This is a genomic window from Rhizobium sp. Root708 (assembly GCF_001429725.1).
Classification (GTDB): domain Bacteria; phylum Pseudomonadota; class Alphaproteobacteria; order Rhizobiales; family Rhizobiaceae; genus Rhizobium.
On the sequence record NZ_LMHV01000004.1, the window covers coordinates 74,712 to 99,875 of the forward strand.

19 protein-coding genes are annotated in these 25,164 nt (G+C 61.5%); 17 read left to right on the top strand and 2 right to left on the bottom strand.

Annotated features, from left to right (window positions below):
• The first annotated feature begins 41 nt into the window (after positions 1-41).
• Genes ASE04_RS04450 through murB form a run of 8 tightly spaced genes read left to right on the top strand, consistent with a single transcriptional unit; the run spans position 42 to position 10,151 of the window.
• Positions 42-1,502, top strand: a complete 1,461-nt coding sequence (locus ASE04_RS04450; RefSeq protein ID WP_056812628.1) for a UDP-N-acetylmuramoyl-L-alanyl-D-glutamate--2,6-diaminopimelate ligase — start codon at positions 42-44, stop codon at positions 1,500-1,502.
• Positions 1,499-2,932, top strand: coding sequence for a UDP-N-acetylmuramoylalanyl-D-glutamyl-2,6-diaminopimelate--D-alanyl-D-alanine ligase (locus ASE04_RS04455; protein WP_056812630.1), 1,434 nt, complete (start codon positions 1,499-1,501; stop codon positions 2,930-2,932). Before ASE04_RS04450 ends, ASE04_RS04455 begins: the two co-directional genes overlap by 4 nt.
• 22 nt (positions 2,933-2,954) lie before the next feature.
• Positions 2,955-4,055: a phospho-N-acetylmuramoyl-pentapeptide-transferase gene (mraY, locus tag ASE04_RS04460; RefSeq protein WP_056812632.1), complete on the top strand. Its 1,101-nt coding sequence runs from the start codon at positions 2,955-2,957 to the stop codon at positions 4,053-4,055.
• 7 nt (positions 4,056-4,062) lie between these two features.
• A complete protein-coding gene (murD, locus tag ASE04_RS04465; RefSeq protein WP_056812635.1) occupies positions 4,063-5,475 on the top strand; it encodes a UDP-N-acetylmuramoyl-L-alanine--D-glutamate ligase in 1,413 nt (470 codons plus the stop codon).
• 1 nt (position 5,476) lies between these two features.
• Entirely contained in the window at positions 5,477-6,631 is a 1,155-nt protein-coding gene (ftsW, locus tag ASE04_RS04470) for a putative lipid II flippase FtsW (protein WP_056812640.1), read from the top strand.
• Positions 6,632-6,637: 6 nt separating this feature from the next.
• Positions 6,638-7,768, top strand: a complete 1,131-nt coding sequence (gene murG, locus ASE04_RS04475) for an undecaprenyldiphospho-muramoylpentapeptide beta-N-acetylglucosaminyltransferase (protein WP_056812642.1) — start codon at positions 6,638-6,640, stop codon at positions 7,766-7,768.
• On the top strand, positions 7,765-9,180 hold the full coding sequence (gene murC / locus ASE04_RS04480) for a UDP-N-acetylmuramate--L-alanine ligase (RefSeq protein ID WP_056812645.1): 1,416 nt from the start codon (positions 7,765-7,767) through the stop codon (positions 9,178-9,180). The genes murG and murC overlap by 4 nt, the downstream gene beginning before the upstream one ends.
• A complete protein-coding gene (gene murB / locus ASE04_RS04485; protein ID WP_056812648.1) occupies positions 9,177-10,151 on the top strand; it encodes a UDP-N-acetylmuramate dehydrogenase in 975 nt (324 codons plus the stop codon). The genes murC and murB overlap by 4 nt, the downstream gene beginning before the upstream one ends.
• A gap of 3 nt (positions 10,152-10,154) precedes the next feature.
• On the opposite strand, the gene ASE04_RS04490 is transcribed toward murB, so the two are convergent.
• Positions 10,155-11,252, bottom strand: coding sequence for a metallophosphoesterase (locus ASE04_RS04490; RefSeq protein ID WP_056812652.1), 1,098 nt, complete (start codon positions 11,250-11,252; stop codon positions 10,155-10,157).
• Between the two features lie 108 nt (positions 11,253-11,360).
• On the bottom strand, positions 11,361-12,665 hold the full coding sequence (locus tag ASE04_RS04495) for an MFS transporter (protein WP_056812654.1): 1,305 nt from the start codon (positions 12,663-12,665) through the stop codon (positions 11,361-11,363).
• A gap of 217 nt (positions 12,666-12,882) precedes the next feature.
• Between ASE04_RS04495 and aqpZ the strand changes: the two genes are divergently transcribed.
• From aqpZ to ligA, 9 genes are all read left to right on the top strand, one after another.
• On the top strand, positions 12,883-13,569 hold the full coding sequence (aqpZ, locus tag ASE04_RS04500) for an aquaporin Z (RefSeq protein ID WP_056812658.1): 687 nt from the start codon (positions 12,883-12,885) through the stop codon (positions 13,567-13,569).
• Between the two features lie 257 nt (positions 13,570-13,826).
• The gene (locus ASE04_RS04505; protein ID WP_056812661.1) at positions 13,827-14,753 is read left to right on the top strand and encodes a D-alanine--D-alanine ligase; all 927 of its coding nucleotides are present in this window, start codon (positions 13,827-13,829) and stop codon (positions 14,751-14,753) included.
• The gene (locus ASE04_RS04510; RefSeq protein ID WP_056812665.1) at positions 14,741-15,673 is read left to right on the top strand and encodes a cell division protein FtsQ/DivIB; all 933 of its coding nucleotides are present in this window, start codon (positions 14,741-14,743) and stop codon (positions 15,671-15,673) included. Before ASE04_RS04505 ends, ASE04_RS04510 begins: the two co-directional genes overlap by 13 nt.
• On the top strand, positions 15,670-17,001 hold the full coding sequence (gene ftsA / locus ASE04_RS04515) for a cell division protein FtsA (RefSeq protein ID WP_056812668.1): 1,332 nt from the start codon (positions 15,670-15,672) through the stop codon (positions 16,999-17,001). Before ASE04_RS04510 ends, ftsA begins: the two co-directional genes overlap by 4 nt.
• A 56-nt stretch (positions 17,002-17,057) precedes the next feature.
• Entirely contained in the window at positions 17,058-18,803 is a 1,746-nt protein-coding gene (gene ftsZ, locus ASE04_RS04520) for a cell division protein FtsZ (protein WP_056812671.1), read from the top strand.
• 288 nt (positions 18,804-19,091) lie between these two features.
• The gene (gene lpxC / locus ASE04_RS04525; protein WP_056812674.1) at positions 19,092-20,048 is read left to right on the top strand and encodes a UDP-3-O-acyl-N-acetylglucosamine deacetylase; all 957 of its coding nucleotides are present in this window, start codon (positions 19,092-19,094) and stop codon (positions 20,046-20,048) included.
• 275 nt (positions 20,049-20,323) lie between these two features.
• Positions 20,324-21,193 (top strand): outer membrane protein assembly factor BamD, encoded by an 870-nt coding sequence (locus ASE04_RS04530; RefSeq protein ID WP_200960676.1) that lies wholly within the window; start codon positions 20,324-20,326, stop codon positions 21,191-21,193.
• Between the two features lie 5 nt (positions 21,194-21,198).
• Positions 21,199-22,872, top strand: coding sequence for a DNA repair protein RecN (recN, locus tag ASE04_RS04535; protein WP_056812681.1), 1,674 nt, complete (start codon positions 21,199-21,201; stop codon positions 22,870-22,872).
• A gap of 108 nt (positions 22,873-22,980) precedes the next feature.
• The gene (gene ligA / locus ASE04_RS04540; protein WP_056812684.1) at positions 22,981-25,152 is read left to right on the top strand and encodes an NAD-dependent DNA ligase LigA; all 2,172 of its coding nucleotides are present in this window, start codon (positions 22,981-22,983) and stop codon (positions 25,150-25,152) included.
• Positions 25,153-25,164 lie beyond the last annotated feature (12 nt).

Genomic DNA, 25,164 nt, shown 5'->3' on the forward strand with positions numbered 1-25,164 from the left:
GCCACGGGGGCGCGGCGGCTCGAGAGAGAAAAGTACATTCGATGAACTTGCGAGACATCGCCGGGAACGCGTTTCCTGAACTTGAAGAACAACTGGCTGGCTCCGTCGGGGCGCTGGCGGTTTCCGGCATTTCGTCCGACAGCCGCAAGATCGAACCTGGCATGGTGTTCGTGGCCGTTTCCGGGACCAAAGCGGATGGCGCCGGCTTCATTGCCGATGCGGCCACGCGTGGCGCCGTCGTGGCAATTGCCTCCCACGGCATTGAGTCTTCGATCCCCGTCCTCGTTCTCAAGGATCCGCGTCGCTTCCTGTCCATCGCGGCTTCGCGCTTCTATGGGAAGCAGCCGGAAACGATGGTTGCCGTAACCGGTACGGCCGGCAAGACATCCGTTGCCTCGTTCACGCGGCAGATCTGGGCCTATGCGGGCCATCCCGCCGCAATGATCGGCACCACCGGCGTCGTGTCTCCGACGCGCAACGAATACGGCTCGCTGACGACGCCGGATCCGGTTTCCCTGCACAAGCTGCTGGCGGAACTTGCGGACGAAGGTGTCACCCATGCCTCGATGGAGGCATCCAGCCACGGGCTCGACCAATGCCGGTTGGATGGCGTGAAGCTTGCCGCAGCGGCCTTTACCAATCTCGGCCGCGATCACATGGACTATCACCCGACGGTCGAGAGCTACATGGCCGCGAAGATGCGGCTGTTCGATACGCTGCTTCCGAAGGGCGCTCCCGCGGTGATCTTCGCCGACGATGCGTGGTCGGAGCAGGCGATCAAGGCCGCGCGCGACGCGGGCCACGATATCCGCACCGTCGGCCGTAAGGGCGATTACCTGGCGCTGAAGCGCGTCGAGCACTTCCGTCACAAGCAGGTGGCCGAAATTCACGCCGACGGCGAGATCTTCGAGGTCGATATTCCGCTTGCCGGCGATTTCCAGGTGGCCAATGCGCTGGTGGCAGCGGGCCTTGCGATGTCGACAGGCGTGCCGGCAAAAGTTGCCATGGCTGCGCTTGAAAAGCTGCAGGGTGCATCGGGCCGGCTTGAGCTGGTCGGTCACAACAAGGACGGCGCGCTCGCCTATGTCGATTACGCCCACAAGCCGGACGCGCTTTCCAACGTCCTCGAATCCGTTCGGCCGTTCACGACCGGCCGGGTGATCGTGGTATTCGGCTGCGGCGGCGACCGTGACCGCGGCAAGCGCCCGATCATGGGCGAGATCGCCTGCCGTCTGGCCGATGTCGTGATCGTCACCGACGACAACCCGCGCTCGGAGGAGCCGGCGTCCATCCGTGCCGAGATCATGGCTGCGGCGAGCTGCGCAACCGAAGTCGGGGACCGCGCCGAGGCAATTCAAGCCGCGGTTGCGATGCTCACATCGGGCGACACGCTGATCGTTGCCGGCAAGGGCCACGAGGAAGGGCAAACGATCGGGAGCGTCACCCTGCCATTTTCGGATCATGCCGAATTGCGTAAGGCTTTGGAGGAGCTGAAATCGTGAGCTGGCTCTGGACGACGGAAGACATGATTGCCGCGATGGCGGGGCGGCCGTTCGGCACCCTACCTGAGGGTATCACCGGAATCTCCATAGACAGCCGCTCGATTGGACCAGGCGAGGCGTTCTTTGCCATCAAGGGCGATCGCGTCGACGGTCACGATTATGCCTCGATGGCGATGGCGAACGGCGCAGCGCTTCTCGTCGTCAGCGAAGCGCGTCTTCCCGCCATGGGCCGCCTTACCGTTCCGATGATCGTCGTCGAGGACGTTCTGGCGGCGCTCGGCAAGCTCGCCCAGGCATCGCGTGCCCGTTCGCGCGCCCAGATCATTGCCGTGACGGGCTCTGTCGGCAAGACGACCACGAAGGAAATGCTGCGACGTGTCCTATCGCCGTCGGGCAAGGTGCATGCCTCCGTTGCTTCCTTCAACAATCATTGGGGCGTGCCGCTGACGCTCGCCCGTATGCCGCTCGACACCTATTTTGGTGTCTTCGAAGTCGGCATGAACCACCCCGACGAGATACGGCCGCTTGTGAAGATGATCCAGCCGCATGTCGCTGTCATCACCACGATCGCGCCTGCGCATCTCGGCAACTTCAAGAGCATCCGGGAGATCGCGACGGCGAAGGCCGAAATCTTCGAGGGCGTGGTGCCCGGTGGTCAGGTCGTGCTGAACCGGGACAATGACCAGTTCAATTTTCTGGAACGCACGGCGCAGGCCTGCGGCATCCAGCACATCCATTCATTCGGACAGCATGCCAAGGCGGATTTCCGCCTGGCCGAGTTCAATGGTTCGGATCAGAGTTCGACCCTGTGGATCACGATCGACGGCGACACCAAGGAAGTCGCGATCGGTGCGCCGGGGCGGCATATCGCCGAGAATGCACTGGCGGCCCTCGGCGTCGTGCAGATCGTCGGTGCGGACATGCAGCAGGCCGTCGGCGCCCTGGCGACACTCCAGCCGGAGAAGGGCAGGGGTCGCCGCCACAGGCTGACGATCAACCATGGCACCTTCACTGTTATCGACGAGAGCTACAACGCCAATCCCGCTTCGATGAAGGCGGCAATCGCCGTGCTCGCAAGCTCCGTCCCAACGGCCGGCGGGCGCCGCGTGGCTGTGCTCGGCGACATGCTTGAAATGGGCGACTACGCGCAGAAAGTTCACGCGGACCTAGCTGGGCCATTGCTGGCTGCCGGCATCGAGCACGTCTGGCTGGCCGGCCCGGAGATGGCTGCGCTAAAGGAATCGCTCCCCGAGAGCATCCAGGTCGTTCACTACGAGAACACCGCAGAACTAACGGAATATGTACTGAACTCTGTCGCGTCGGGTGACGTGCTGATGGTAAAATCGTCACTGGGTATCGGTTTCGGCAAGATCGTTGCCGCGCTCCTTGACAAGTTCCCGCCATTTGCCGACACGCAACGCGATTTTTGAGCGGGTAAACAAGGGGCCCTGAATGCTGATTTGGCTTGTCGAACTGTCGGAACACCTGAAGTTTTTGAATCTCTTCAGGTACATCACCTTCCGTACGGGCGCCTCCCTGTTTACGTCCGCCTTCATCGTCTTCCTGTTCGGACCGATGATCATCAGATCCTTGCGCATCCGCCAGGGCAAGGGCCAGCCGATCCGCGCCGACGGGCCGCAGACGCACTTCAAGAAGGCCGGCACGCCGACCATGGGCGGCCTGATGATTCTCGCCGGCATCGTCGGGTCGTCGCTGCTCTGGGCCGACCTTTCCAACGTCTACGTTGTCGCGACGCTGCTGGTGACCCTCGGCTTCGGCGCGATCGGCTTCTACGACGACTATCTGAAGGTCACCAAGCAGAGCCACAAGGGCTTCTCCGGCAAGGCCCGCCTCGGCATCGAATTCGTAATCGCCGGGATCGCCGTCTATTTCATGATGCGCACGTCGCTGGCTTCCGGTCCTGCGGGTTCGACATTCGGGTCTTCGATCGCGTTCCCGTTCTTTAAGGACTTCATGCTCAATCTCGGCATCATGTTCGTCGTCTTCGGCGGCTTCGTGATCGTTGGCGCCGGCAATGCCGTCAACCTGACAGACGGGCTTGACGGTCTTGCCATCGTCCCGGTCATGATTGCCGCGGCCTCCTTCGGCGTGATTGCCTACCTCGCCGGTAACGCTGTTTTTGCGAACTACCTCCAGATCAACTTCGTGCCCGGCACCGGTGAGCTTTCTGTGGTGCTTGGCGCTGTTATCGGCGCGGGCCTCGGCTTCCTGTGGTTCAACGCGCCGCCCGCCGCCATTTTCATGGGCGATACCGGCTCGCTGGCGCTCGGCGGCACGATCGGCACCGTTGCCGTTGCCACCAAGCACGAGATCGTCATGGCGATCATCGGTGGGCTGTTCGTCGCCGAAACGCTGTCTGTCATCATTCAGGTCGGCTTCTTCAAGATGACCGGCCGGCGCGTGTTCCTGATGGCGCCGATCCACCACCATTTCGAAAAGAAGGGCTGGACGGAAAGTCAGGTTGTGATCCGTTTCTGGATCATCGCCGGCGGTCTCGCCTTGCTCGGCCTCTCCACCCTGAAGCTGCGGTGAGGCGGCAATGATTCCCGTTACGACGCTTGCTGGTAAGAAAGTCGCGCTCTTCGGGCTCGGCGGGTCGGGCTTTGCCACGGCCCGAGCCCTGAAATTGGGCGGCGCGGAAGTGACGGCATGGGATGACAATCCCGATAGCGTGACCAAGGCTGCAGCCGAAGGCATCCATACGGCCGATCTGCATACGATCGACTGGAGCGTCCAGTCGCTGTTCGTGCTTTCGCCGGGCGTGCCGCTTACGCATCCGAAGCCGCACTGGACAGTCGATCTCGCGCGTGCCGCCGGCGTCGACATCGTCGGTGACGTGGAGCTTTTCGTCCGGGAGCGTCGGGCGCATGCTCCCGATTGCCCGTTCATCGCCATAACCGGCACCAACGGCAAATCGACAACGACAGCCCTGATCGCGCATATCCTGCGATCCAGCGGTCGCGACACCCAGCTCGGCGGCAATATCGGGACGGCGGTGCTGACGCTGGAGCCGCCCAAGGCCGGACGCTTTTACGTCGTCGAATGCTCGTCCTACCAGATCGATCTTGCGCCGACGCTCAATCCGTCCGCAGGCATCCTGCTCAACCTGACGCCGGATCATCTCGATCGTCACGGCACGATGCAGCATTATGCCGACGTCAAGGAACGGCTGGTGGCCGGCAGCGACGTCGCAGTCATCGGCGTCGACGACAGCTACTGCGAGATCATCGCCGACCGCGTCGAGCGGGCCGGCCGCAAGGTCATCAGGATTTCCAAGCGTCTGACGCTTGCCGACGGCATTTATGCCGAAGGTACCAGGCTCATCCGGGCGGCGGGTGCTGCGATGAACCCCATCGCGGATCTCGACGGCATCCAGACGCTGCGGGGCAGCCACAATGCACAGAATGCTGCTGCTGCCGTTGCTGCGTGCCTTGCCGTCGGTGTCTCGGAGGATGAAATCCGCGCCGGGCTCGCGTCGTTCCCCGGTCTCAAGCACCGCATGCAGCCGGTCGGGCGTCGCGGCAACGCCGTGTTCGTCAATGACTCCAAGGCGACGAACGCCGACGCGGCAGCTCCAGCGCTTTCGAGCTATGCCCGGATCTACTGGATCGCGGGCGGGCTTCCGAAGGCGGGCGGCATAGCGTCGCTGACGGGCTTCTTCCCGCGGATCGCCAAGGCCTACCTGATCGGCGAAGCGGCGGCGGAGTTTGCCGCGACGCTCGGCGAGGCGGTGCCTTACGAGATCTCGGGCACGCTCGAGCGCGCCGTCGCGCATGCTGCCGCGGACGCTGAAAAAGATGAAAGCGGCCCGCTCGCTGTGATGTTATCCCCGGCTTGCGCAAGCTTCGACCAATATAAGAACTTCGAAATCAGGGGCGATGCATTTGTCAGCCATGTGGCAGCGCTCGACGGAATCACCATGCTGATCGGTTCGGCAACAGGAGATAAATGACATGGTAAGCCGCGCGGAACGTGGGCCTCTGGCCGATTGGTTCTGGACCATCGACCGCTTTTTTCTGGCGATGTTCATCTTCCTGATGGGCATCGGCTTCATGCTGTCGTTCGCGGCATCGCCCGCGGTCGCGGAGCGTATCGGGCTCGAGCCGTTCCACTTCGTCAAGCGACATGCCGCATTCATGATCCCTTCGATCGGGGTGATGATCGGGCTTTCGTTCCTGACGCCGCGCCAGGTGCGGCGCACGGCGATCATCCTTCTGATCGTGGCGCTCAGCATGATGTTGCTGGCGCTGTTCTTCGGTGTCGAAGTCAAGGGTTCGCGTCGTTGGGTTACCATGGCGGGCATCTCGATCCAGCCGTCGGAATTCATGAAGCCGGCCTTTGTCGTCGTCTGCGCCTGGCTGTTTGCCGAACATGCGCGCCAGCCTGAAATTCCGGGCAACCTGTTTGCCATCATCCTGTTCGGAATAGTCGCGGCCCTGCTTGTGGCGCAGCCGGACCTTGGCCAGACCATCCTGACGACAGCCGTCTGGGGCGGCATGTTCTTCATGGCCGGCATGCCCTGGATCTGGATCATCCTGCTTGGCGCCGGCGGTGTCGGAGGCCTCTTCAGTGCCTATTATGTCTTCCCGCACGTGGCGCTTCGTATCGACAAGTTCCTGACCGGGGAAGGCGATACCTTCCAGATCGACACCGCACGCGAAGCCATCATCCGCGGCGACTGGTTCGGCCAGGGGCCTGGCGAGGGCATCGTCAAGCGCATCATCCCTGACGCGCATACCGACTTCATCTTCTCGGTCGCGGCCGAGGAGTTCGGCATCGTCTTCTGTATGGCGCTCGTTGCGCTGTTCTCGGTTCTCGTGCTGCGCGGTCTCTCGCATGCCTACAAGGAGCGGAACGACTTTAACCGTTTTGCCGTCGCTGGCCTCGTGCTGCAGATCGGCATACAGTCGATCATCAACGTGGGCGTCAATCTCGAACTGCTGCCGGCCAAGGGCATGACCTTGCCACTGATTTCCTATGGTGGTTCGTCGATGGTCGCTATCAGCGTCACGGCCGGGTTCATTCTCGCGCTGACGCGTCACAGGCCGGAAAAACGTGCGCAGGACCGGAGCCTCTTCCGCGTCGCGCACGGAATGCCGGCGGAGTAAGAGTTCATGAGCAAAGGCATCGTCCTGCTTGCCGCCGGGGGAACCGGCGGCCATGTGTTTCCCGCGGAAGCTCTGGCCTACAAGCTGAAGGAGCGCGGCTATTCCGTGCACCTCGTTACCGACAGCCGCGCCGAGCGCTATGCCGGCAAGTTTCCGGCCGATGAGATTCACGTCGTTCCATCCGCGACGATCGGTTCGAAGAACCCGGTCGCCGTCGCCCGTGCGCTGTGGAAGCTGTGGAGCGGGATGCGGGCTGCCAAGAAGCTGATCGCGCGGTTGAAGCCAGCCGTCGTCGTTGGCTTCGGCGGATATCCCACCGTGCCGCCGCTGCTGGCCGCGACGCGCCTCGGCGTGCCGGCGATGATTCATGAGCAGAACGCGGTAATGGGGCGTGCCAACAAGGCACTGGCGTCACGCGTGCAGGCGATTGCGGGCGGGTTTCTGCCTGACGGCGGCGGTCAGTTTCCCGAGAAGACGGTTGCGACCGGTAATCCGGTCCGTCCAGCGATCATCGAGGCTGCGAACACTCCTTATGCGCCCTCGCGCGCCGGAGAGCCGTTCAATCTTGTGGTTTTCGGCGGTAGCCAGGGTGCACAATACTTCTCGAAGGCGATGCCGACGGCGATAAGCCTGCTCGACGACGAGCTTCGCGGACGTCTCAGGATCACCCAGCAGGTTCGGTCCGAGGACATGGGCATGGTTGGCGATTGCGTCGCCAAGCTGGAAATGGGCGCTTCGTCCGAGATCGCGCCGTTCTTTACCGACATGGCCGAGCGGTTGGCCAAGGCGCATCTGGTGATCTGCCGCTCCGGCGCATCGACGGTCTCGGAGATTTCGGTCATCGGCCGCCCGGCGATCCTTGTTCCCTATCCGCATGCGCTCGATCATGACCAGGCGGCGAACGCCGCGGCACTTGCCGCGACGGGCGGGGCCAAGGTTATCCCGCAGGCGGATCTTTCTTCCGAGAAGATCGCATCAATCCTGACGCATGTGATGAACGACCCGGAAAAGCTTGCAAAGATGGCCGCTGCCGCAAGGCAGGCCGGCAAACCCGACGCTGCGAACTTGCTTGCCGACATGGTAGAGGCTATTGCGGCTCGACGTACAATTGCAGAGTTCAAGGGGAAACGCGCATGAAAATGCCGAAAGCCATCGGGCTCGTCCATTTCATCGGTATCGGTGGCATTGGAATGAGCGGTATCGCCGAGGTGCTTCACAATCTCGGCCATCGTGTGCAGGGCTCCGACCAGGCAGACAGCGCCAATGTGCAGCGCCTGCGGGAAAAGGGTATCGAAGTCTTCGTTGGCCACAAGGCCGAAAACCTTGGGGATGCCGAGGTCGTCGTCGTTTCGACAGCCATCAAGAAGAGCAATCCCGAACTGATTGCCGCGCGCGAGAAGCTGCTGCCGGTGGTTCGCCGTGCCGAAATGCTGGCCGAGCTGATGCGCTTCCGCAATGCGATCGCGATCGGCGGCACGCACGGCAAGACCACGACGACATCGCTCGTGGCGACGCTTCTGGAGGCCGGCGGGCTCGATCCGACCGTGATCAACGGCGGCATCATCAATGCCTACGGCACCAACGCCCGCATGGGCGAGGGCGAGTGGATGGTGGTGGAGGCCGACGAGTCCGACGGCACCTTCCTCAAGCTTCCCGCCGATGTCGCCGTCATCACCAACATCGATCCCGAGCATCTGGATCATTACGGCAACTTCGACGCCGTGCGGGCTGCATTCCGCCAATTCGTCGAGAACGTACCGTTTTACGGTTTTGGCGTGCTCTGCCTTGACCACCCTGAAGTTCAGGCGCTGGTCGGCCGCATCGAGGACCGCAAGATCGTCACCTACGGTGAAAACCCGCAGGCCGATGTCCGCTTCATGAACGTCCGCATCGATGGTCCGCGTTCGATTTTCGACGTCGAGATCCGTCGCCGCCGGACCGGTCAGGTGATCAGGCTCGACAATCTCGTCATGCCGATGCCAGGCCGCCACAACATCTCCAATGCCGTCGCCGCGATTGCTGTGGCCAACCGCCTTGGCATGTCGAGCGAAGATATCGCAAAGGGTCTGGCCTCGTTCGGCGGCGTCAAGCGCCGCTTCACGCTGACAGGCGAGTGGAACGGCGTGCAGATCTTCGACGACTACGGTCACCATCCGGTCGAGATCAAGGCGGTGCTTCGGGCCGCGCGCGAAGCCTGCAAGGGACGCGTGATCGCAGTGCATCAGCCGCATCGCTATTCGCGTCTGGCGAGCCTTTTCGAAGAATTCGCCGCCTGCTTCAACGATGCCGACAGCATTTTCCTCGCTCCCGTCTATGCGGCAGGCGAGGAGCCGATCGAGGGCGTAAACTCGGAAGCGCTTGTTTCGCGGATCAAATCCGCGGGACATCGCGACGCGCGTTTCCTCGCTTCGCCGGAACTCTTGCCGCAAATGGTCGCGGAGATTGCAAAGCCGGGGGATTTTGTGGTTCTGTTGGGGGCTGGGAGCATCACTTACTGGGCGGCTGCGCTGCCCCAACAATTGGAAAGCCTTTCGGGAATATCTGCATGAAACAGGTGAATGGGGAAAAGCTTCTTGCGTCGCTCGGCGACGGCGTAAAGGATATCCGCGGACGGATTACGCCGGATGCGCCGATGGACCGGGTCACATGGTTTCATGCCGGTGGCCTTGCGGAGCTGATGTTTCAGCCGCACGATGAAGACGACCTCATCGCCTTCCTGAAGATTTTGCCGGCCGAAGTGCCGCTGACGGTCGTCGGCGTGGGCTCGAACATCCTTGTCCGCGATGGCGGCATTCCGGGCGTGGTGCTGCGGCTCTCGGCAAAGGGCTTCGGCTCCGTCGAGCTCGCCGGTGAAAACCGTATTCGTGCCGGCGCGATCTGCCCGGACAAATACGTCGCGGCCATGGCGATGGACAACGGCATCGGCGGTTTCCATTTCTACTACGGGATTCCGGGTAGCATCGGCGGCGCTGCGCGCATGAATGCCGGCGCGAACGGCGGCGAAACGCGCGAACGGGTGGTCGAAGTTACCGCCATCGATCGGGCCGGAAACCGGCATGTCCTGTCGAATGCCGATATGGGCTACGCCTATCGCCATTCGTCTGCTGCAAGCGACCTGATTTTCACCTCCGTGCTGTTCGAAGGCTATGCCGAGGACCGCGCGAAGATCCGCGCCGAGATGGATGCCGTCCGCAACCATCGGGAGACGGTTCAGCCGATTCGTGAAAAGACCGGTGGCTCGACCTTCAAGAACCCTGAAGGTCATTCTGCCTGGAAGCTTATCGATGAAGCTGGATGCCGTGGTCTTGTGATCGGCGGCGCGCAGATGTCGTCGCTGCACTGCAACTTCATGATCAACAACGGTCAGGCGACCGGATACGATCTCGAATATCTTGGCGAGCAGGTTCGCCGCGAGGTGTTCGAGAAGTCCGGCATCAAGCTGGAGTGGGAAATCAAGCGTCTCGGCGTCTTCATGCCGGGCCGCGAAGTGCGCCCCTTCCACGGCGTTGCCAGCGAGTGATCATCAGGCGAAGCGTTTGCTGAAGGCCGTCGAAAAGGTGACGCCGCCGCTGCTATCGATAGCTTCGCCGATCGCCACATCCATCGTGTTACTCGTGACCCGCACGAGGCAGAAGCCGCCCATGAAGGCGGCTTTTGCTTTGAACACGTCCAGCGCACCGACCTTGTAGGCCATCGGCGTGTCGTGCTCGTGGCCGTGAAAGATGCCGATAACGTTGTAGCCTTCGAGGGTTGCGATCAATTCCTGACGTTCTGATTCACCCCACCAGTGGGGCGCGCCGCTTCCCGTGAGGTTGAAGGTCTTCTTGTCGGGATCCCAGCGTTCCAGCGAGAACTGGTCCCAGCCATAATGCTGGAAGATCACCACCGGGCGTCCGTCCGATGCGTAGGTTTTGAGATCGCGCTTCATCCAGTCGAGGCTGCTGGCGGTTCCCTTGGTGTCGTCGCCGCCATAGCGCTGAGCCTGTATGAGGTGCAGGCCGCCCCAGTTCCACGAGTAGTTGTCGGAGGCTTCGTCGTAATTGTCGACAGGCACAAGCGGCTTGAAGAAGACGCTTGGCTTGTGGTTCATCTGCACGTAGTCGCGCAGCTCGTCGCGGTACCAATCCGTCTGCGGCGGGCGCCCGTCCTGGTCGAGGTCGTGATTGCCGAGACCGACATAGACGGGGAAATGGACCTGGTCCGCGCCGCGCCCCTGCTGGTAGCGGTGCGAGAACTGCATCAGCTGCGATCCTTCCGCAAACTCGGCTGTCTGTCCGCCGCCATCGTCGGTGACGTCACCGCAGACGATGACGCCGTGCGGCCTGGCGATCGGCTGACCGGCGAGCGTCATCCCGGTCGGCTTTCCCGATATCTCAGCTGGCCATGTCTGATGGTGGATGCTGTTGAGCGCGAGGATGTGGTGCAGGAGATTTGCGTCCGTCTTGCCTTGCTCCTGGCAGTTCGGGCTCAGTCCATCTCCGAAGCGGCAGGCATGGACGTCGTTGATGACGAGGAAGGTGACATCGACCGCAGGGAAGGTCGCCGCTCTCGATAACGACGGCAGCGCCATCGCAAATCCGGCGCCCATTCCTTGGCTCAGCAGCGATCGTCGCGTCAGCATTCCTTTTTCCTCCGTTCCGCGAGAACTTAGGCGCCAGGCGTTAACAGACAACAACAAAAAAGGCCGCGGCAGTGTGCTGCCGCGGCCCTTGATTGATGTGTTGCGGGATCAGACTTCGTCGCGGCGCGAAGCCAGGATGCAGATGAGCGTGATCACAGCCGAAAGGCCGAGATAGTAGCCGACATACTGCATGCCGTAGTTCGCCTGCAGCCAAGTGGCGATATAGGGCGCGAGCGAGGCGCCGAAGATGCCGGCAAGGTTGAAGGTAATCGAGGAGCCGGTATAGCGAACCGCGGTCGGGAAGGGCGCGGCAAGGGCGGTGCCGATCAGACCGTAGGTCATGCCCATCAGCGCCATCGCGACGATGGCGAAAACGACGATGCTGCCTTCGCCGCCGGTCATCAGGCCAGGCAGGAAGAAGGAGAAGACGCCGATCAGCACGGTGGTGACGATCAGGACCTCACGACGACCGAAGCGCTCGGCAAGCTTACCGACCAGCGGAATGAAGATACCGAAGGCAATCGAACCGACGATCTGGATTTCCAGCGCATCGAGGAACGGGATCTTCAGAACCTTGACGTTGTAGGACAGGAGATAGGCCGAGCCGATGTAGAACAGCACGAAGGTGGCGAGCGCCACGAAAGTGCCGAGGAACAGGCTGCGCTTGTGCTTGCGGAAGAGTTCGGCAACCGGAACAGCAACGCGCTCCTGCTTGTCGATCGTCTTCTGGAAATCGGGTGTCTCGGTGATCGAGAGACGAACCCAGAGGCCGATGGCAATCAGCAGGATCGAGGAGATGAACGGTACGCGCCAGCCCCAGCTCAGCAGCGCTTCCTGGGACATGACCTGCAGCAGCAGCCAGAAGATGCCCGAGGACAGGAATAGGCCGACCGGAGCGCCAAGCTGCGGGAACATGCCGTACCAGCTGCGCTTGCCTTCCGGCGCGTTCTCCGTCGCGAGCAACACGGCGCCGCCCCATTCTCCGCCGAGGCCGAAGCCCTGGCCGAAGCGGCAAAGTGCCAGCAGCAAAGGCGCGAGGACGCCGATCGAATTGTAGGACGGCAGCAGGCCGATCACCACCGTGGAGATCCCCATGGTCAGCAGAGCGGCAACGAGCGTCGTCTTGCGGCCGATCCGGTCGCCGAAGTGGCCGAAGACCACGGCGCCCAGCGGACGGGCAAAGAAGGCGATCGAGAAGGTCGCGAAGGATGCAAGCAGCGCGGTCGTCGGATCGCTGTTCGGGAAGAACAGCGTCGGGAAAACCAGGACGGCGGCGGTTGCATAAACGTAGAAATCGAAGAATTCGATCGTGGTGCCGACGAGGCTCGCGATCAGAACACGCGCCGGCGAGTTGACTTGCGCATTGTTCGATGAGGCGGGAGTCGGCGATACTCTGGATATCGCGTCTGACATTTTCATTCCAATCGGGATTGTAAGGATGCCCCGGGAGGCAGCGTCGGCTCTTAACGCAATTTTAATTCGGCGCAAATGGCTATTGCGTAACAAACGGAAAAAACATTAGCAGGCTTGGTATTTTTCGCCCGTGCTGCTGTTGCAGCGCATTCGCTTGACCAGAATCAATATCTAGCGGATTTCTCATAAACGCTCTGGTTGAGAGCAGGAGGGAAATATGCAGAAAAGTCTTATTGCAGAATTTCTTGGTACTTTTTGGCTTGTTTTCGGTGGTTGCGGCAGTGCGGTTCTTGCCGCGGCATTCCCTGAACTTGGCATCGGTTTCGTTGGCGTCGCGTTTGCGTTCGGTCTGACTGTCCTCACCATGGCCTATGCTGTCGGCGGCATATCTGGCGGGCATTTCAATCCGGCGGTAACGCTCGGACTGACGGTCGCGGGCAGATTTCCCAAGGGGCATTTGCTTCCCTACATCATTGTGCAGGTCGCCGGGGCGATCGTCGCGGCCGGCGTTCTCTACATTGTCGCAAGTGGCAAGGCGGGTTTCGAATTGGGTGGTTTTGCCGCGAACGGTTATGGGGAACATTCACCCGGCGGCTACTCGCTGATTTCGGCTCTCGTCATCGAAGTGCTGCTCAGCCTGTTTTTCATCTTCATCATTCTGGGCGCCACCAGCGGCAGCGTCCCGGCCGGATTTGCGCCGATTGCCATCGGGCTGGCTTTGACGCTCATTCATCTTATCTCGATTCCCGTCACCAACACCTCCGTCAATCCGGCGCGGTCCACCGGGCAGGCTCTCTTTGTCGGCGGGTGGGCTCTACAGCAATTGTGGCTCTTCTGGGTGGCTCCGCTTATCGGCGGCGCTCTTGGCGGAATCGTCTGGAAAGCGGTCGAGAACAAGAGCTAGCGGTCAACTGCTATCGTCATCGGTTTCACCCCGCATCGGCCGTCCGATGCGGGGTTTTTACATGCCAGCGACCCGCTCGACCCGATCCCTGTCTGGCCCTTTCGGAGCTCCGCCGTGAGATGAAGTTAACGAAAGTAAACGCTTCGTTAACCATAATGCTGCTCTAATACACGCATTCCAAGCGAGCCGGATTCGGCAGGAAACAAGCTTGGTGCAAGCATCGCATTCCAGAGTGCCAGTAATTTTTGGGGGTACCTATGAGTCGCAACCACGTCGCTGTCCTGATGGGCGGATTTTCCTCGGAGAGGCCGGTCAGCCTTTCGTCGGGGATGGCGTGCGCGGATGCGCTTGAGGCTGAAGGGTTCCAAGTCACGCGGATTGACGTTGATCGCGACGTCTCGGCGAAGCTCTCGGCCCTGCGTCCCGATGTGGTCTTCAATGCGCTGCACGGACCCTTCGGTGAGGACGGCACGATCCAGGGCATCCTGGAATATCTCGAGATTCCCTATACGCATTCGGGCGTTCTCGCTTCGGCGCTGGCGATGGACAAGGCCAAGGCAAAGGGCGTTGCCGCCGCTGCCGGCATCCCGGTGGCGCTGTCTCAGGTCATTAATCGATTCGCCTTTCCGGCCGATCACCCGATGAAGCCGCCTTACGTCGTTAAGCCGGTGCGCGAGGGGTCGAGCTTCGGTGTAGTCATCGTTCAGGAGGATCAGACTCATCCGCCGCAGGTCATCGGCTCTCCCGAGTGGCGCTACGGCGAAGAGGTTCTCGTCGAGCGTTACATTCATGGGCGTGAGCTGACGTGCGGTGTGATGGGCGATCAGGTGCTCGGTGTCACCGAGATCGTTCCGCTCGGCCACGGCTTCTATGACTACGACGCCAAGTACGTTGCGGGTGGCTCAAAACACGTCATTCCGGCGGAAATTTCACCGAATATTTACCAAAAAATACAATCATTGGCATTAAGGGCGCATCAAGCGATTGGTTGCCGTGGGGTTAGTCGGTCCGACTTTCGTTACGACGATCGCTTCTCCGAGGATGGCGAGCTCATCTGGCTGGAAATCAACACTCAGCCGGGTATGACGCCAACGTCTCTGGTGCCTGAAATGGCCGGATATGCCGGTTACTCGTTCGGTGAATTTCTCCGGTGGATGGTGGAGGACGCTTCTTGTTCTCGGTGACGGTCAAAAGAGTGGGGCGGCCCAGCCATCGCGTGGAGCCCGCGTATCCCGAAGGTGATGGGCGCATGGTCCTGCCGCGGCCCCTTCGTCGCGTCGTGCGCTTCCTTGTCAGCCTCGGTAGCGGCCGCATCCATATTCCGGCTCATGTCGGCACCGTATCGGCTTTGGCGTTCCTGTCCGCGACGGGTCTCTACGGCATGTCCCTCGGCGGTCACACCGAGGCCGTCGCGCAGGCGACGACCACGGCTGCCGGTTTTGCTATCGAGGATGTGAAGGTTTCCGGCAACTCCGAAACTTCCGAGATCGATATTCTCCAGCTCATCGGGCTCGACGGTACGACGTCGCTCGTTGCCCTCGATGTCGACGCCGCGCGCCAGAAGATCGCGAAGCTTCCCTGGGTCGAGAGCGTCGAGATTCGCAAGGTTTACCCGAAGACGATCGAGGTGAAGCTGAAAGAGCGTGCGGCTTACGCGATCTGGCAGCACGGCACGGAATTGTCCCTGGTCGAGAAGGGTGGGGCGGTCATCGCGCCGCTTCGCGACAACAAGTTCTCGCAGTTGCCGCTGGTCGTTGGCCGAGGTGCCGAGGTTGCGGCCGTTTCGCTCGAGGACGAGTTCTCGAAGTGGCCGGATATCAAGGCGCGCGTGAAGGCCTACGTCTGGGTCTCCGGTCGTCGCTGGGATCTGCACATGGACAACGGCATCGTGGTCAAGCTGCCTGAAGACGAGATCGATCTCGCGCTCGCCCGCCTCTCGAAGTTCGTGAAAGAACAGGACCTTCTCGATCGCGATATCGCGGCGGTCGACCTTCGTCTTTCCGATCGCACTGCAATTCAATTGACGCCAGAGGCGATGGCCCGGCGTCAGCTGGTCCTCGATCAACGCACCAAAGATTTGAAGAAGGCGGGGCAGAATATATGAGCTTGTTCGGTTCATCCCATTTCGGATTGCCGCGCCTGAAGCCGCTTTCGTCGAAGCGGTCGCATGTCGTTTCCGTGCTTGATATCGGGTCGACGAAAGTCGTCTGCATGATCGGACGGCTGACGCCTCGCGAAGAGAGCCAGGTTCTTCCGGGCCGCACGCACAACATCGAAATCATCGGCATCGGCCATCAGCGTTCGCGCGGTATCAAGACCGGAGCGATCTCGGACCTCGATGCCCTCGAAAGCGTCATCCGTCTCGCTGTCGATGCCGCCGAACGTATGGCTGGGCTTACGGTCGAAAGCCTGATCGTTAACGTCACGGCCGGTCGTCTCACCAGCGACATCTACACCGCGACCATCGATCTCGGTGGTCAGGAAGTCGAACTGAACGACCTGAAGAAGGTTCTCTCCGCAGCTTGCCAGCAGTCGCTGCGTCAGGACCGTGCGGTTCTTCATTCGCTTGCCACCGGCTTCTCGCTCGATGGCGAGCGAGGCATCCGCGATCCGTTGTCCATGTACGGTGATGTGCTCGGCGTCGACATGCATGTCGTGACGGCAGAGCGTACGGCTCTCAAGAATCTCGAGCTCAGCGTCAATCGCGCGCATCTCTCGGTCGAGGGCATCGTCGCGACGCCTTACGCTTCCGGTCTTGCCGCTCTCGTCGACGATGAAGTCGAGCTCGGTTGCGCCGCAATCGACATGGGCGGCGGCACGACGACGATCTCGGTCTTTGCCGAAGGCAAGCTGGTGCATACGGATGCTGTCAGCCTTGGCGGTCATCATGTGACGACCGATCTGGCGCGTGGTCTTTCGACCCGCATCGAAGACGCGGAGCGCCTGAAGGTGGTTCACGCTTCGGCTATGCCGAACTCTTCCGATGAGCGCGAACTGATCTCGATCCCGCCGATCGGCGAGGACGACCGTGACCTGCCGACGCAGGTGCCGCGTGCGCTGGTTTCGCGCATCGTCAGCGCCCGCATCGAAGAAACAATGGAATTGATTCGCGACCGGATCCAGCGCTCGGGCTTCAGCCCGATCGTCGGAAAGCGTGTCGTGCTGACGGGTGGCGCAAGCCAGCTGACCGGCCTTGCCGACGTCGCACGCCGCATCCTGGCCCGCAATGTCAGAATCGGTCGTCCGATGGGTGTGTCGGGTCTTCCGACCGCTGCGAAGGGCCCGGCCTTTTCGACGGCAGTCGGCCTGATGATCTATCCGCAGGTCGCGGACATGGAAACACATGCGTCACAGAGCGGTCTGCTCATGTCGCTTGGCGGAAATACCAGCCGCATTGCCCGAATGGGCCAGTGGCTGAAGGAAAGCTTCTAGAGATTTAATGAATTGGCCGGCGTGGCGATGCGGCCATAAGGAGAAGGAACGGTACCATGACTATCAAGCTGCATAAGCCTGACATCACAGAGCTGAAGCCGCGGATCACCGTGTTCGGTGTTGGCGGCGGCGGCGGCAATGCTGTCAACAACATGATTTCCGCGGGCCTCCAGGGCGTCGACTTCGTCGTCGCCAACACGGATGCCCAGGCCCTGACGATGACCAAGGCGGAGCGGATCATCCAGCTCGGCGCCAGCGTCACCGAGGGTCTCGGCGCCGGTTCGCAGCCGGAAGTCGGCCGTGCAGCTGCCGAAGAGTGCATCGACGAGATCGTTGATCATCTGCAGGGCACGCACATGTGCTTCGTCACCGCCGGCATGGGCGGCGGCACCGGCACTGGTGCTGCTCCGGTTGTCGCGCAGGCAGCCCGCAACAAGGGCATACTGACGGTCGGCGTCGTCACCAAGCCGTTCCACTTCGAAGGCGGACGCCGCATGCGTCTGGCCGAATCGGGTATCCAGGAACTGCAGAAGTCGGTCGACACCCTGATCGTCATCCCGAACCAGAACCTCTTCCGCATTGCCAACGACAAGACGACCTTCGCCGACGCGTTCGCGATGGCAGACCAGGTTCTCTACTCGGGCGTTGCCTGCATCACCGACCTGATGGTGAAGGAAGGTCTCATCAACCTCGACTTCGCCGACGTCCGTTCGGTCATGCGTGAAATGGGTCGCGCGATGATGGGTACCGGCGAGGCTTCCGGCCAGGGCCGTGCAATGCAGGCTGCCGAAGCCGCGATCGCAAACCCGCTGCTCGACGAAACCTCGATGAAGGGCGCACAGGGCCTGCTGATCTCCATCACCGGCGGTCGCGACCTCACCCTCTTCGAAGTCGACGAAGCTGCGACCCGTATCCGCGAAGAAGTCGATCCGGATGCGAACATCATCCTCGGCGCGACCTTCGACGAATCGCTTGAAGGCATCATCCGCGTTTCCGTCGTTGCCACCGGCATCGACCGTGCGATGAACCAGGACGCCGGCAAGGGCTTCCAGCAGATCCAGAAGCCGATGATCCGTCCGTCTGCGGCCGTTGCTCCGGCACCGGCCGCAATTCAGCCTGCACCTGTCATGCAGCAGGCACCAAAGGCCATCGACCCGATCGCGCAGACCATTCGTATGGCGGAAGCCGAAATGGAACGCGAACTCGAGATCCACGCACCGCGCGCCGCCGCACCGGTACAGCAGCCTGTTCAGCAGGAAACGTTCCGTCCGCAGAGCAAGATCTTCGCAGCTCCCGAAGCCGCTCCGATCATCCGTCCGGCACCGGTCCAGGCCGCTCCGACTTATGCCCCGGTCATGCAGCAACCGGCTCCCCAGCCGGTGATGAGCCAGCCGGCGCCGGTCATGCAGCAGCCTGCTCCTGTCATGCAGCAGCACGTTGCACCGCAGCCGTCCATGCGCATGCCGAAGGTCGAGGATTTCCCGCCGGTCGTTCAGGCCGAAATCGATCACCGCACGCAGCCTGCGGCGCCGTCGCATGCCCATGAAGATCGCGGCCCGATGGGACTTCTCAAGCGGATCACGAACTCTCTCGGTCGTCGGGAAGAGGAAGTCGTTCCCGAGATGACATCGGCTCCTGCCGCCGCATCGCAGCAGCGCCGTCCGCTTTCTCCCGAAGCGAGCCTTTATGCTCCGCGTCGCGGAAACCTGGACGATCAGGGCCGCAACGTTCCGCAGGCTCGCATGATGCAGGAAGACGACCAGCTTGAAATTCCCGCGTTCCTTCGTCGCCAGTCGAACTGACGCAAAACAGAGAATCGCCACGAAAAAGGCCCGGGGGGACACCCCCGGGCATTGCTGTTTCCGCAGACCGGAATCCAGGCAAATTGCGCTTTTATTTCAAACGCATGCTTTCGTAACAAAGCGAAAGAAACAGTGATTTGGATTGCGGCCCTACCGCACGTATGTATGAGCTCAAGGAACCGTCTTCATGCGCCTTGCGGCTGAATCTGGACGGAGTGAAATGAGCTCGGCGAACGGTTATCGGCATATAGGCCGGGGCAATCGTCGGGGATAATAAAGGCAAGATTTATGGTTATTGGCATGTTGGGTTTTCAAACGACGGTATCGCGCCCGGTCACGCTTTCCGGGATCGGCGTTCATTCCGGTGCTGACGTTTCGATCACCTTCAACCCCGCTGAAGCCGACACGGGCGTTGTGTTCAACCGCATGCACGAGAACGGCGAAGTTTCGGAATATCGCGCCGTGTCCTCGCAGGTCGGCAACACGGATCTCTGCACCGTTCTCGGCTTCTCGCCGGCGCGCTCCGTCGCGACGATCGAGCATGTCATGGCTGCGGTCTATGCACTTGGCCTCGACAACGTTCTGATCGAAGTCGACGGCGCTGAAATGCCGATCATGGACGGCAGCTCGATGCCCTTCATCGAAGCAGTCGAGCAGGTCGGCCTCGTGTCTCTCGGCGTCAAGCGCCGTTACATCCGCATCACCAAGCCTGTCCGTATCGAGCACGGTGGTTCGTGGAGCGAGTTCCGCCCTTATGACGGCATGCGTTTCGAAGTCGAGATCGATTTCGATTGCCCGCTGATCGGCCGTCAGAAATGGGAAGGCGATATCACCGCAGCGACCTTCAAGGCTGAGCTGTCCCGGGCTCGTACATTCGGCTTCATGCGCGATGTCGAACGTCTGTGGGCTTCCGGTCATGCGCTTGGTTCCTCGCTCGAGAACTCCGTCGTCATCTCCGACGACAACACTGTCATCAACGTCGAGGGCCTGCGTTACGCCAAGGACGAGTTCGTACGCCACAAGGCGCTCGATGCCGTCGGCGATCTGGCTCTTGCCGGTGCGCCGTTCATCGGCTGCTATCGCTCCTATCGTGGCGGCCACAAGATGAATGCCAATGCTCTCAAGGCACTGCTCAGCGATCCGACCGCCTATGAAGTGGTCGAGACGTCTGCGCCGCGCCAACGCGTTGCTCCCCGCGATTTCATCCGGGTCAACGCACCGGAATTTGCTCCCTGGTCGGCATGACCTCCATCGCAATTTCAGGCCAGGGCCGCCTCCTCCGGGGGGCGGTTTCTTTTATGTGGGGCAGGCATCCGTGATTCCCGATAGGCGTTTGGCAGCAGAGGTTTAGCGGCAACATATGTGCCGTTTGTGGAGGCAAAACGGGCGATTATGACCTGCGCCGCCACAAAAATGCGTTAATGCATCATCATTGCGTTGCTCTAGCCATGCATTTGTGGCTAGAAACGCCAGCAAGGCGTGGCTGCCGTTGAGGGATGGCGGCGGTTGGGAATGTTCCGATGGGTTATGCAGGGTCTGAAAGTATGATGAAGACAGCGCGCGCTTTGTTCGCATCGCTCTTGGTGCTGAGCGCAGGTGCCTTAATTTCCGGATGCCAGTCGGACCCCGATATCGATATTACCAAGCTCGGCCTCGAAAACGATCCGCCGGATGTTCTCTACAATCAGGGCCTTGCCAACATGAAGGCCGGCAACATGGCCGAGGCGGTGCGCAAGTTCGACGCCATCGACCGTGAGAATCCGTTCTCCGAATGGGCGCGCAAGGCGCTCGTGATGAGCACCTTCGTCAAGTACCGCCAAGGTCGCCTGGACGATGCGCTTGCATCCGGCAACCGCTACATGGCGCAGTACCCGAAGTCCAAGGATGCCGCCTACGTGCAGTATCTTATCGGTCTCAGCTACTCCAAGCAGATCGTCGACGTGACGCAGGACCAGCGCGCTGCGGCGAGGACCGTCGAGGCGATGCAGGCCGTGATCGATAACTATCCGGATTCGGAATATGTCGATGACGCGCAGGCCAAAATCCGCTTTGCCCGCGACCAGCTGGCCGGCAAGGAAATGCAGGTCGGTCGCTACTACATGGAGCGTAAGGAATACCTCGCAGCGATCTCGCGCTTCCGGAACGTCGTCGAAAAGTATCCAAGCACGAACCAGATCGAAGAAGCGCTGGCGCGTCTCGTCGAGGCCTATTACGCAATGGGCATCGTCGAAGAAGCACAGACCGCGGCCGCGGTGCTCGGCCACAACTATCCTGATAGCCAGTGGTACGCCGACTCCTACAAGCTCCTGAAGAGCGGTGGCACTGAGCCGCGCGAAAACCCGGGCTCGTGGATTGCTGCTGCAGGCAAGAAACTCATGCTCGGTTCCTAAGGCAAATGCTGATCCAGCTTTCGATCCGCGACATCGTTTTGATCGAGCGGCTGGATCTTGCCTTCGAGACCGGCCTCTCGGTTCTGACCGGCGAGACCGGCGCTGGCAAATCCATCCTGCTCGATAGCCTCTCGCTTGCCCTTGGCGGGCGGGGAGATGGCGGTCTTGTTCGCCATGGCGAAGACAAGGGGCAGGTGACGGCCGTTTTCGATGTCGGCCCGGAGCACGGCGCTCGTAAGCTGCTGCGCGAAAACGGCATCGACGATGACGGCGATCTCATCTTCCGCCGTGTTCAGAATTCGGACGGGCGTACCAAGGCCTATGTCAACGACCAGCCGCTCAGCGTCCAGCTGATGCGCCAGGCCGGACAGATGCTCGTCGAGATTCATGGCCAGCACGATGACCGAGCCTTGGTCGATGCACATGCGCATCGGATTCTTCTCGATGCTTTCGCAGGCACCAACGAAGACGCTGCTGCTGTTTCAAATCTCTACCGGATCTGGCGCGACACCGAGCGGACGCTGAAGAAGCAACGCGAGAAGGTGGAGAATGCTGCCCGCGAGGCAGACTATCTGCGATCGTCCGTGGACGAGCTCGAAAAGCTCGCGCCGCAGGACGGCGAGGAAGACGAGCTTGCCGAGCGTCGCCAGAAGATGATGAAAGCCGAGCGAATCGCCGGCGACATCGCCGAGGCTTCCGAATTCCTCAACGGCAACGCCTCTCCTGTGCCGCACATCGCCTCGCTGGTGCGCAGGCTGGAGCGCAAGAGCCATGAGGCCCCGGGTCTGCTGGAGGACACGGTTGCGCTTCTGGACGCGGCTCTCGACCAGCTTTCCAACGCCCAGATGGAAGTCGAGGCGGCGCTGCGAAAGACAGAGTACGATCCGAAGGAACTCGAACGCGTCGAAGAGCGTCTGTTCGCCTTGCGCGCGGCCTCCCGCAAATATTCTGTTCCGGTCACCGAGCTGCCGGCGCTGGCCGTCCGCATGATCAGCGATCTTGCCGATGTCGATGCTGGCGAGGAGAAACTCGCCAAACTTCAGGCCGAGGTCGGTGTCGCCAGGGCAAACTACGAGGCCACGGCGCGCACGCTTTCCGACAAGCGGCATCAAGCGGGTGACGCCCTTGCTGCTGCGGTCATGGCGGAGCTGCCGGCGCTGAAGCTCGAACGTGCACGTTTCATGGTGGAAATCACCACCAATCCAGAGGATGCAAGTTCCGAAGGTATCGACGTGGTCGAGTTCCACGTCCAGACCAATCCCGGCACGCGTCCCGGTTCAATCATGAAGGTGGCATCGGGCGGCGAGCTTTCGCGATTCCTGCTTGCCCTGAAGGTGGCGCTTGCCGATCGCGGCTCCGCTCCGACGCTTGTTTTCGATGAAATCGACACCGGCGTCGGTGGCGCTGTCGCGGATGCGATCGGTCAGCGCCTGAAACGGCTTTCCGATCGCGTGCAGGTGCTGTCGGTGACGCATGCCCCGCAGGTCGCGGCGCGGGCGGCAACGCATCTCTTGATCTCGAAGGGCCCGGCTGCCGAAGGCTCCGAGAAGATCGCGACCCGTGTTGCGACGATGGCGCCCGGCGACCGCACCGAAGAAATCGCCCGTATGCTGGCGGGTGCCTCGGTAACGGAAGAGGCGAGGGCCGCGGCCGCGCGGCTTCTGGCCGGGAACGGCTGATTTCGCAATCACCGAATTGGAGAGAGGCGTCGCAGAAGATGTCTCGCTCTCTTTCAATCCATCCATTTTGCTCTAAAACGACTCCAGATTCCGTGGAGCGAGAGCCGAATGTCGACCGAAGCCGTAGCCGTTGATGCCCTGACGATCGAAGATGCCGCCGCCGAGCTTGAACGTCTCGCCAAGGAGATCGGCCGCAACGATGAGCTCTATCACGGCGAGGATCGTCCAGCGATCTCGGACGCGGAATATGATGCGCTGAAACGGCGGAACGATGCGATCGAAGCGCGGTTTCCCGAGCTCATTCGTGAGGATAGCCCGTCGCGGCGCGTCGGTGCCGCGCCTTCGGAAACCTTCACACCCGTCGTACATGCGCGACCGATGCTGTCGCTCGACAATACGTTTTCGCAGGAAGACGTGCAGGACTTCGTGGCAAGCGTCTATCGCTTCCTCGGCCGCCTGCCGGACCAGTCGATTGCCTTCACGGCGGAGCCGAAGATCGACGGGCTCTCCATGTCGATCCGCTACGAAAACGGCAAGATCGTGAGTGCTGCCACGCGAGGCGACGGCACGACAGGCGAAAACGTCACGGCCAATATCCGGACGATCAAGGAAATCCCCCAGACGCTGCCTGCGGGCGTGCCAGATGTCGTCGAGGTGCGCGGCGAAGTCTATATGGCCAAGAGCGACTTCATGGCGCTGAACAGGCAGATGGAAGCGGAGGGCAAGCAGACCTACGTCAACCCGCGCAATACGGCGGCCGGCTCGCTGCGCCAGCTCGACGCCAAGGTCACGGCCAGCCGCAAGCTGCGATTCTTCGCCTATGCCTGGGGCGAAATCTCGGAGCCAAATGATCTGCCGAAAACCCAGTTCGACATGGTGCAGACCTTCAAGGAATGGGGTTTCCCGGTCAATCCGCTGATGAACCGGCTGAACTCGGTTGCCGATATCCTGGCTCATTACGATGAAATCGGCCTGAAGCGGCCGAATCTCGACTACGACATCGACGGTGTCGTCTACAAGGTCGATGGCCTGGAATTGCAGCAACGGCTCGGTTTCCGCTCGCGCAGCCCACGCTGGGCGACCGCGCACAAATTCCCGGCGGAGCAGGCTTTCACCAGCGTCGAGAATATCGATATCCAGGTAGGGCGCACCGGCGCGCTGACGCCGGTTGCGCGGCTGACACCAATTACAGTCGGCGGTGTCGTCGTGACCAATGCGACGCTGCATAACGCCGACTACATCGAAGGTATCGGCAATTCAGGCGAGCGCATTCGTGAAGAGGGTCACGACATCCGCATCGGCGACACGGTCATCGTGCAGCGGGCAGGAGACGTCATTCCGCAGGTGCTCGACGTTGTCATGGAGAAGCGACCGGCCGATGCGGTCCGCTATGATTTCCCACAGAAATGCCCTGTCTGCGGAAGCCATGCGGTAAGGGAAAAGAACGAGAAGACAGGCAAGCTCGATTCGGTGACACGCTGCACCGGCGGTTTCATCTGCCGTGCGCAGGCCACCGAGCACCTGAAGCATTTCGTCTCGCGCAACGCCTTCGATATCGAGGGCCTCGGATCGAAGCAGATCGATTTCTTCTTCGAGAGCGAGGATCCGGCGCTGCAGATCCGCACGGCGCCCGATATCTTTACGCTGGAGAAGCGGCAGGCGTCCTCCCTTACAAAGCTCGAAAACATCGAGGGATTCGGGAGAGTCAGTGTCGGCAAGCTTTATGCGGCGATCAACGAACGGCGCAGCATTGCGCTGCACCGGTTCATCTACGCACTCGGCATCCGCCACATCGGCGAGACGACGGCGAAGCTGCTGGCGCGCTCCTACGGCACCTATGCGGATTTCGGCGCAGCGATGGAAGCCGCCGCGCCGCTGTCGGGCGATGCGTGGAACGATCTCAATGCCATCGAAGGCATCGGCGAGATCGTCGCCCGCGCGATCGTGGAGTTCTACAAGGAGCCGCGCAATGTCGAGGTGATCTCGCGCCTGGTGGCCGAGTTGAACGACGGGACGCCCTTGCCGGCGGAGCAGGTCGCGGCTTCGAACAGCCCGGTGGCCGGAAAGACGGTTGTCTTTACCGGCTCGCTCGAGAAGTTCACGCGCGACGAGGCCAAGGCGCGAGCCGAAAGCCTCGGCGCCAAGGTCGCGGGCTCGGTGTCGAAGAAGACCGACATCCTCGTTGCAGGCCCAGGCGCTGGGTCCAAGCTCGACAAGGCGCGCGAGCTCGGCGTTCAGACGATGGACGAGGATGAGTGGCTGGCGCTGATCAGCGGGTGAGGGCGCTAGCCT

Coding starts and splice junctions, on each gene's coding strand:
- ASE04_RS04450 (WP_056812628.1), top strand. CDS start 42: ATGAACTTGCGAGACATCGCCGGGAACGCGTTTCCTGAACTTGAAGAA.
- mraY (WP_056812632.1), top strand. CDS start 2,955: ATGCTGATTTGGCTTGTCGAACTGTCGGAACACCTGAAGTTTTTGAAT.
- murD (WP_056812635.1), top strand. CDS start 4,063: ATGATTCCCGTTACGACGCTTGCTGGTAAGAAAGTCGCGCTCTTCGGG.
- ftsW (WP_056812640.1), top strand. CDS start 5,477: ATGGTAAGCCGCGCGGAACGTGGGCCTCTGGCCGATTGGTTCTGGACC.
- murG (WP_056812642.1), top strand. CDS start 6,638: ATGAGCAAAGGCATCGTCCTGCTTGCCGCCGGGGGAACCGGCGGCCAT.
- murC (WP_056812645.1), top strand. CDS start 7,765: ATGAAAATGCCGAAAGCCATCGGGCTCGTCCATTTCATCGGTATCGGT.
- murB (WP_056812648.1), top strand. CDS start 9,177: ATGAAACAGGTGAATGGGGAAAAGCTTCTTGCGTCGCTCGGCGACGGC.
- ASE04_RS04490 (WP_056812652.1), bottom strand. CDS start 11,252: ATGCTGACGCGACGATCGCTGCTGAGCCAAGGAATGGGCGCCGGATTT.
- ASE04_RS04495 (WP_056812654.1), bottom strand. CDS start 12,665: ATGTCAGACGCGATATCCAGAGTATCGCCGACTCCCGCCTCATCGAAC.
- aqpZ (WP_056812658.1), top strand. CDS start 12,883: ATGCAGAAAAGTCTTATTGCAGAATTTCTTGGTACTTTTTGGCTTGTT.
- ASE04_RS04505 (WP_056812661.1), top strand. CDS start 13,827: ATGAGTCGCAACCACGTCGCTGTCCTGATGGGCGGATTTTCCTCGGAG.
- ftsA (WP_056812668.1), top strand. CDS start 15,670: ATGAGCTTGTTCGGTTCATCCCATTTCGGATTGCCGCGCCTGAAGCCG.
- ftsZ (WP_056812671.1), top strand. CDS start 17,058: ATGACTATCAAGCTGCATAAGCCTGACATCACAGAGCTGAAGCCGCGG.
- lpxC (WP_056812674.1), top strand. CDS start 19,092: ATGGTTATTGGCATGTTGGGTTTTCAAACGACGGTATCGCGCCCGGTC.
- ASE04_RS04530 (WP_200960676.1), top strand. CDS start 20,324: ATGGGTTATGCAGGGTCTGAAAGTATGATGAAGACAGCGCGCGCTTTG.
- recN (WP_056812681.1), top strand. CDS start 21,199: ATGCTGATCCAGCTTTCGATCCGCGACATCGTTTTGATCGAGCGGCTG.
- ligA (WP_056812684.1), top strand. CDS start 22,981: ATGTCGACCGAAGCCGTAGCCGTTGATGCCCTGACGATCGAAGATGCC.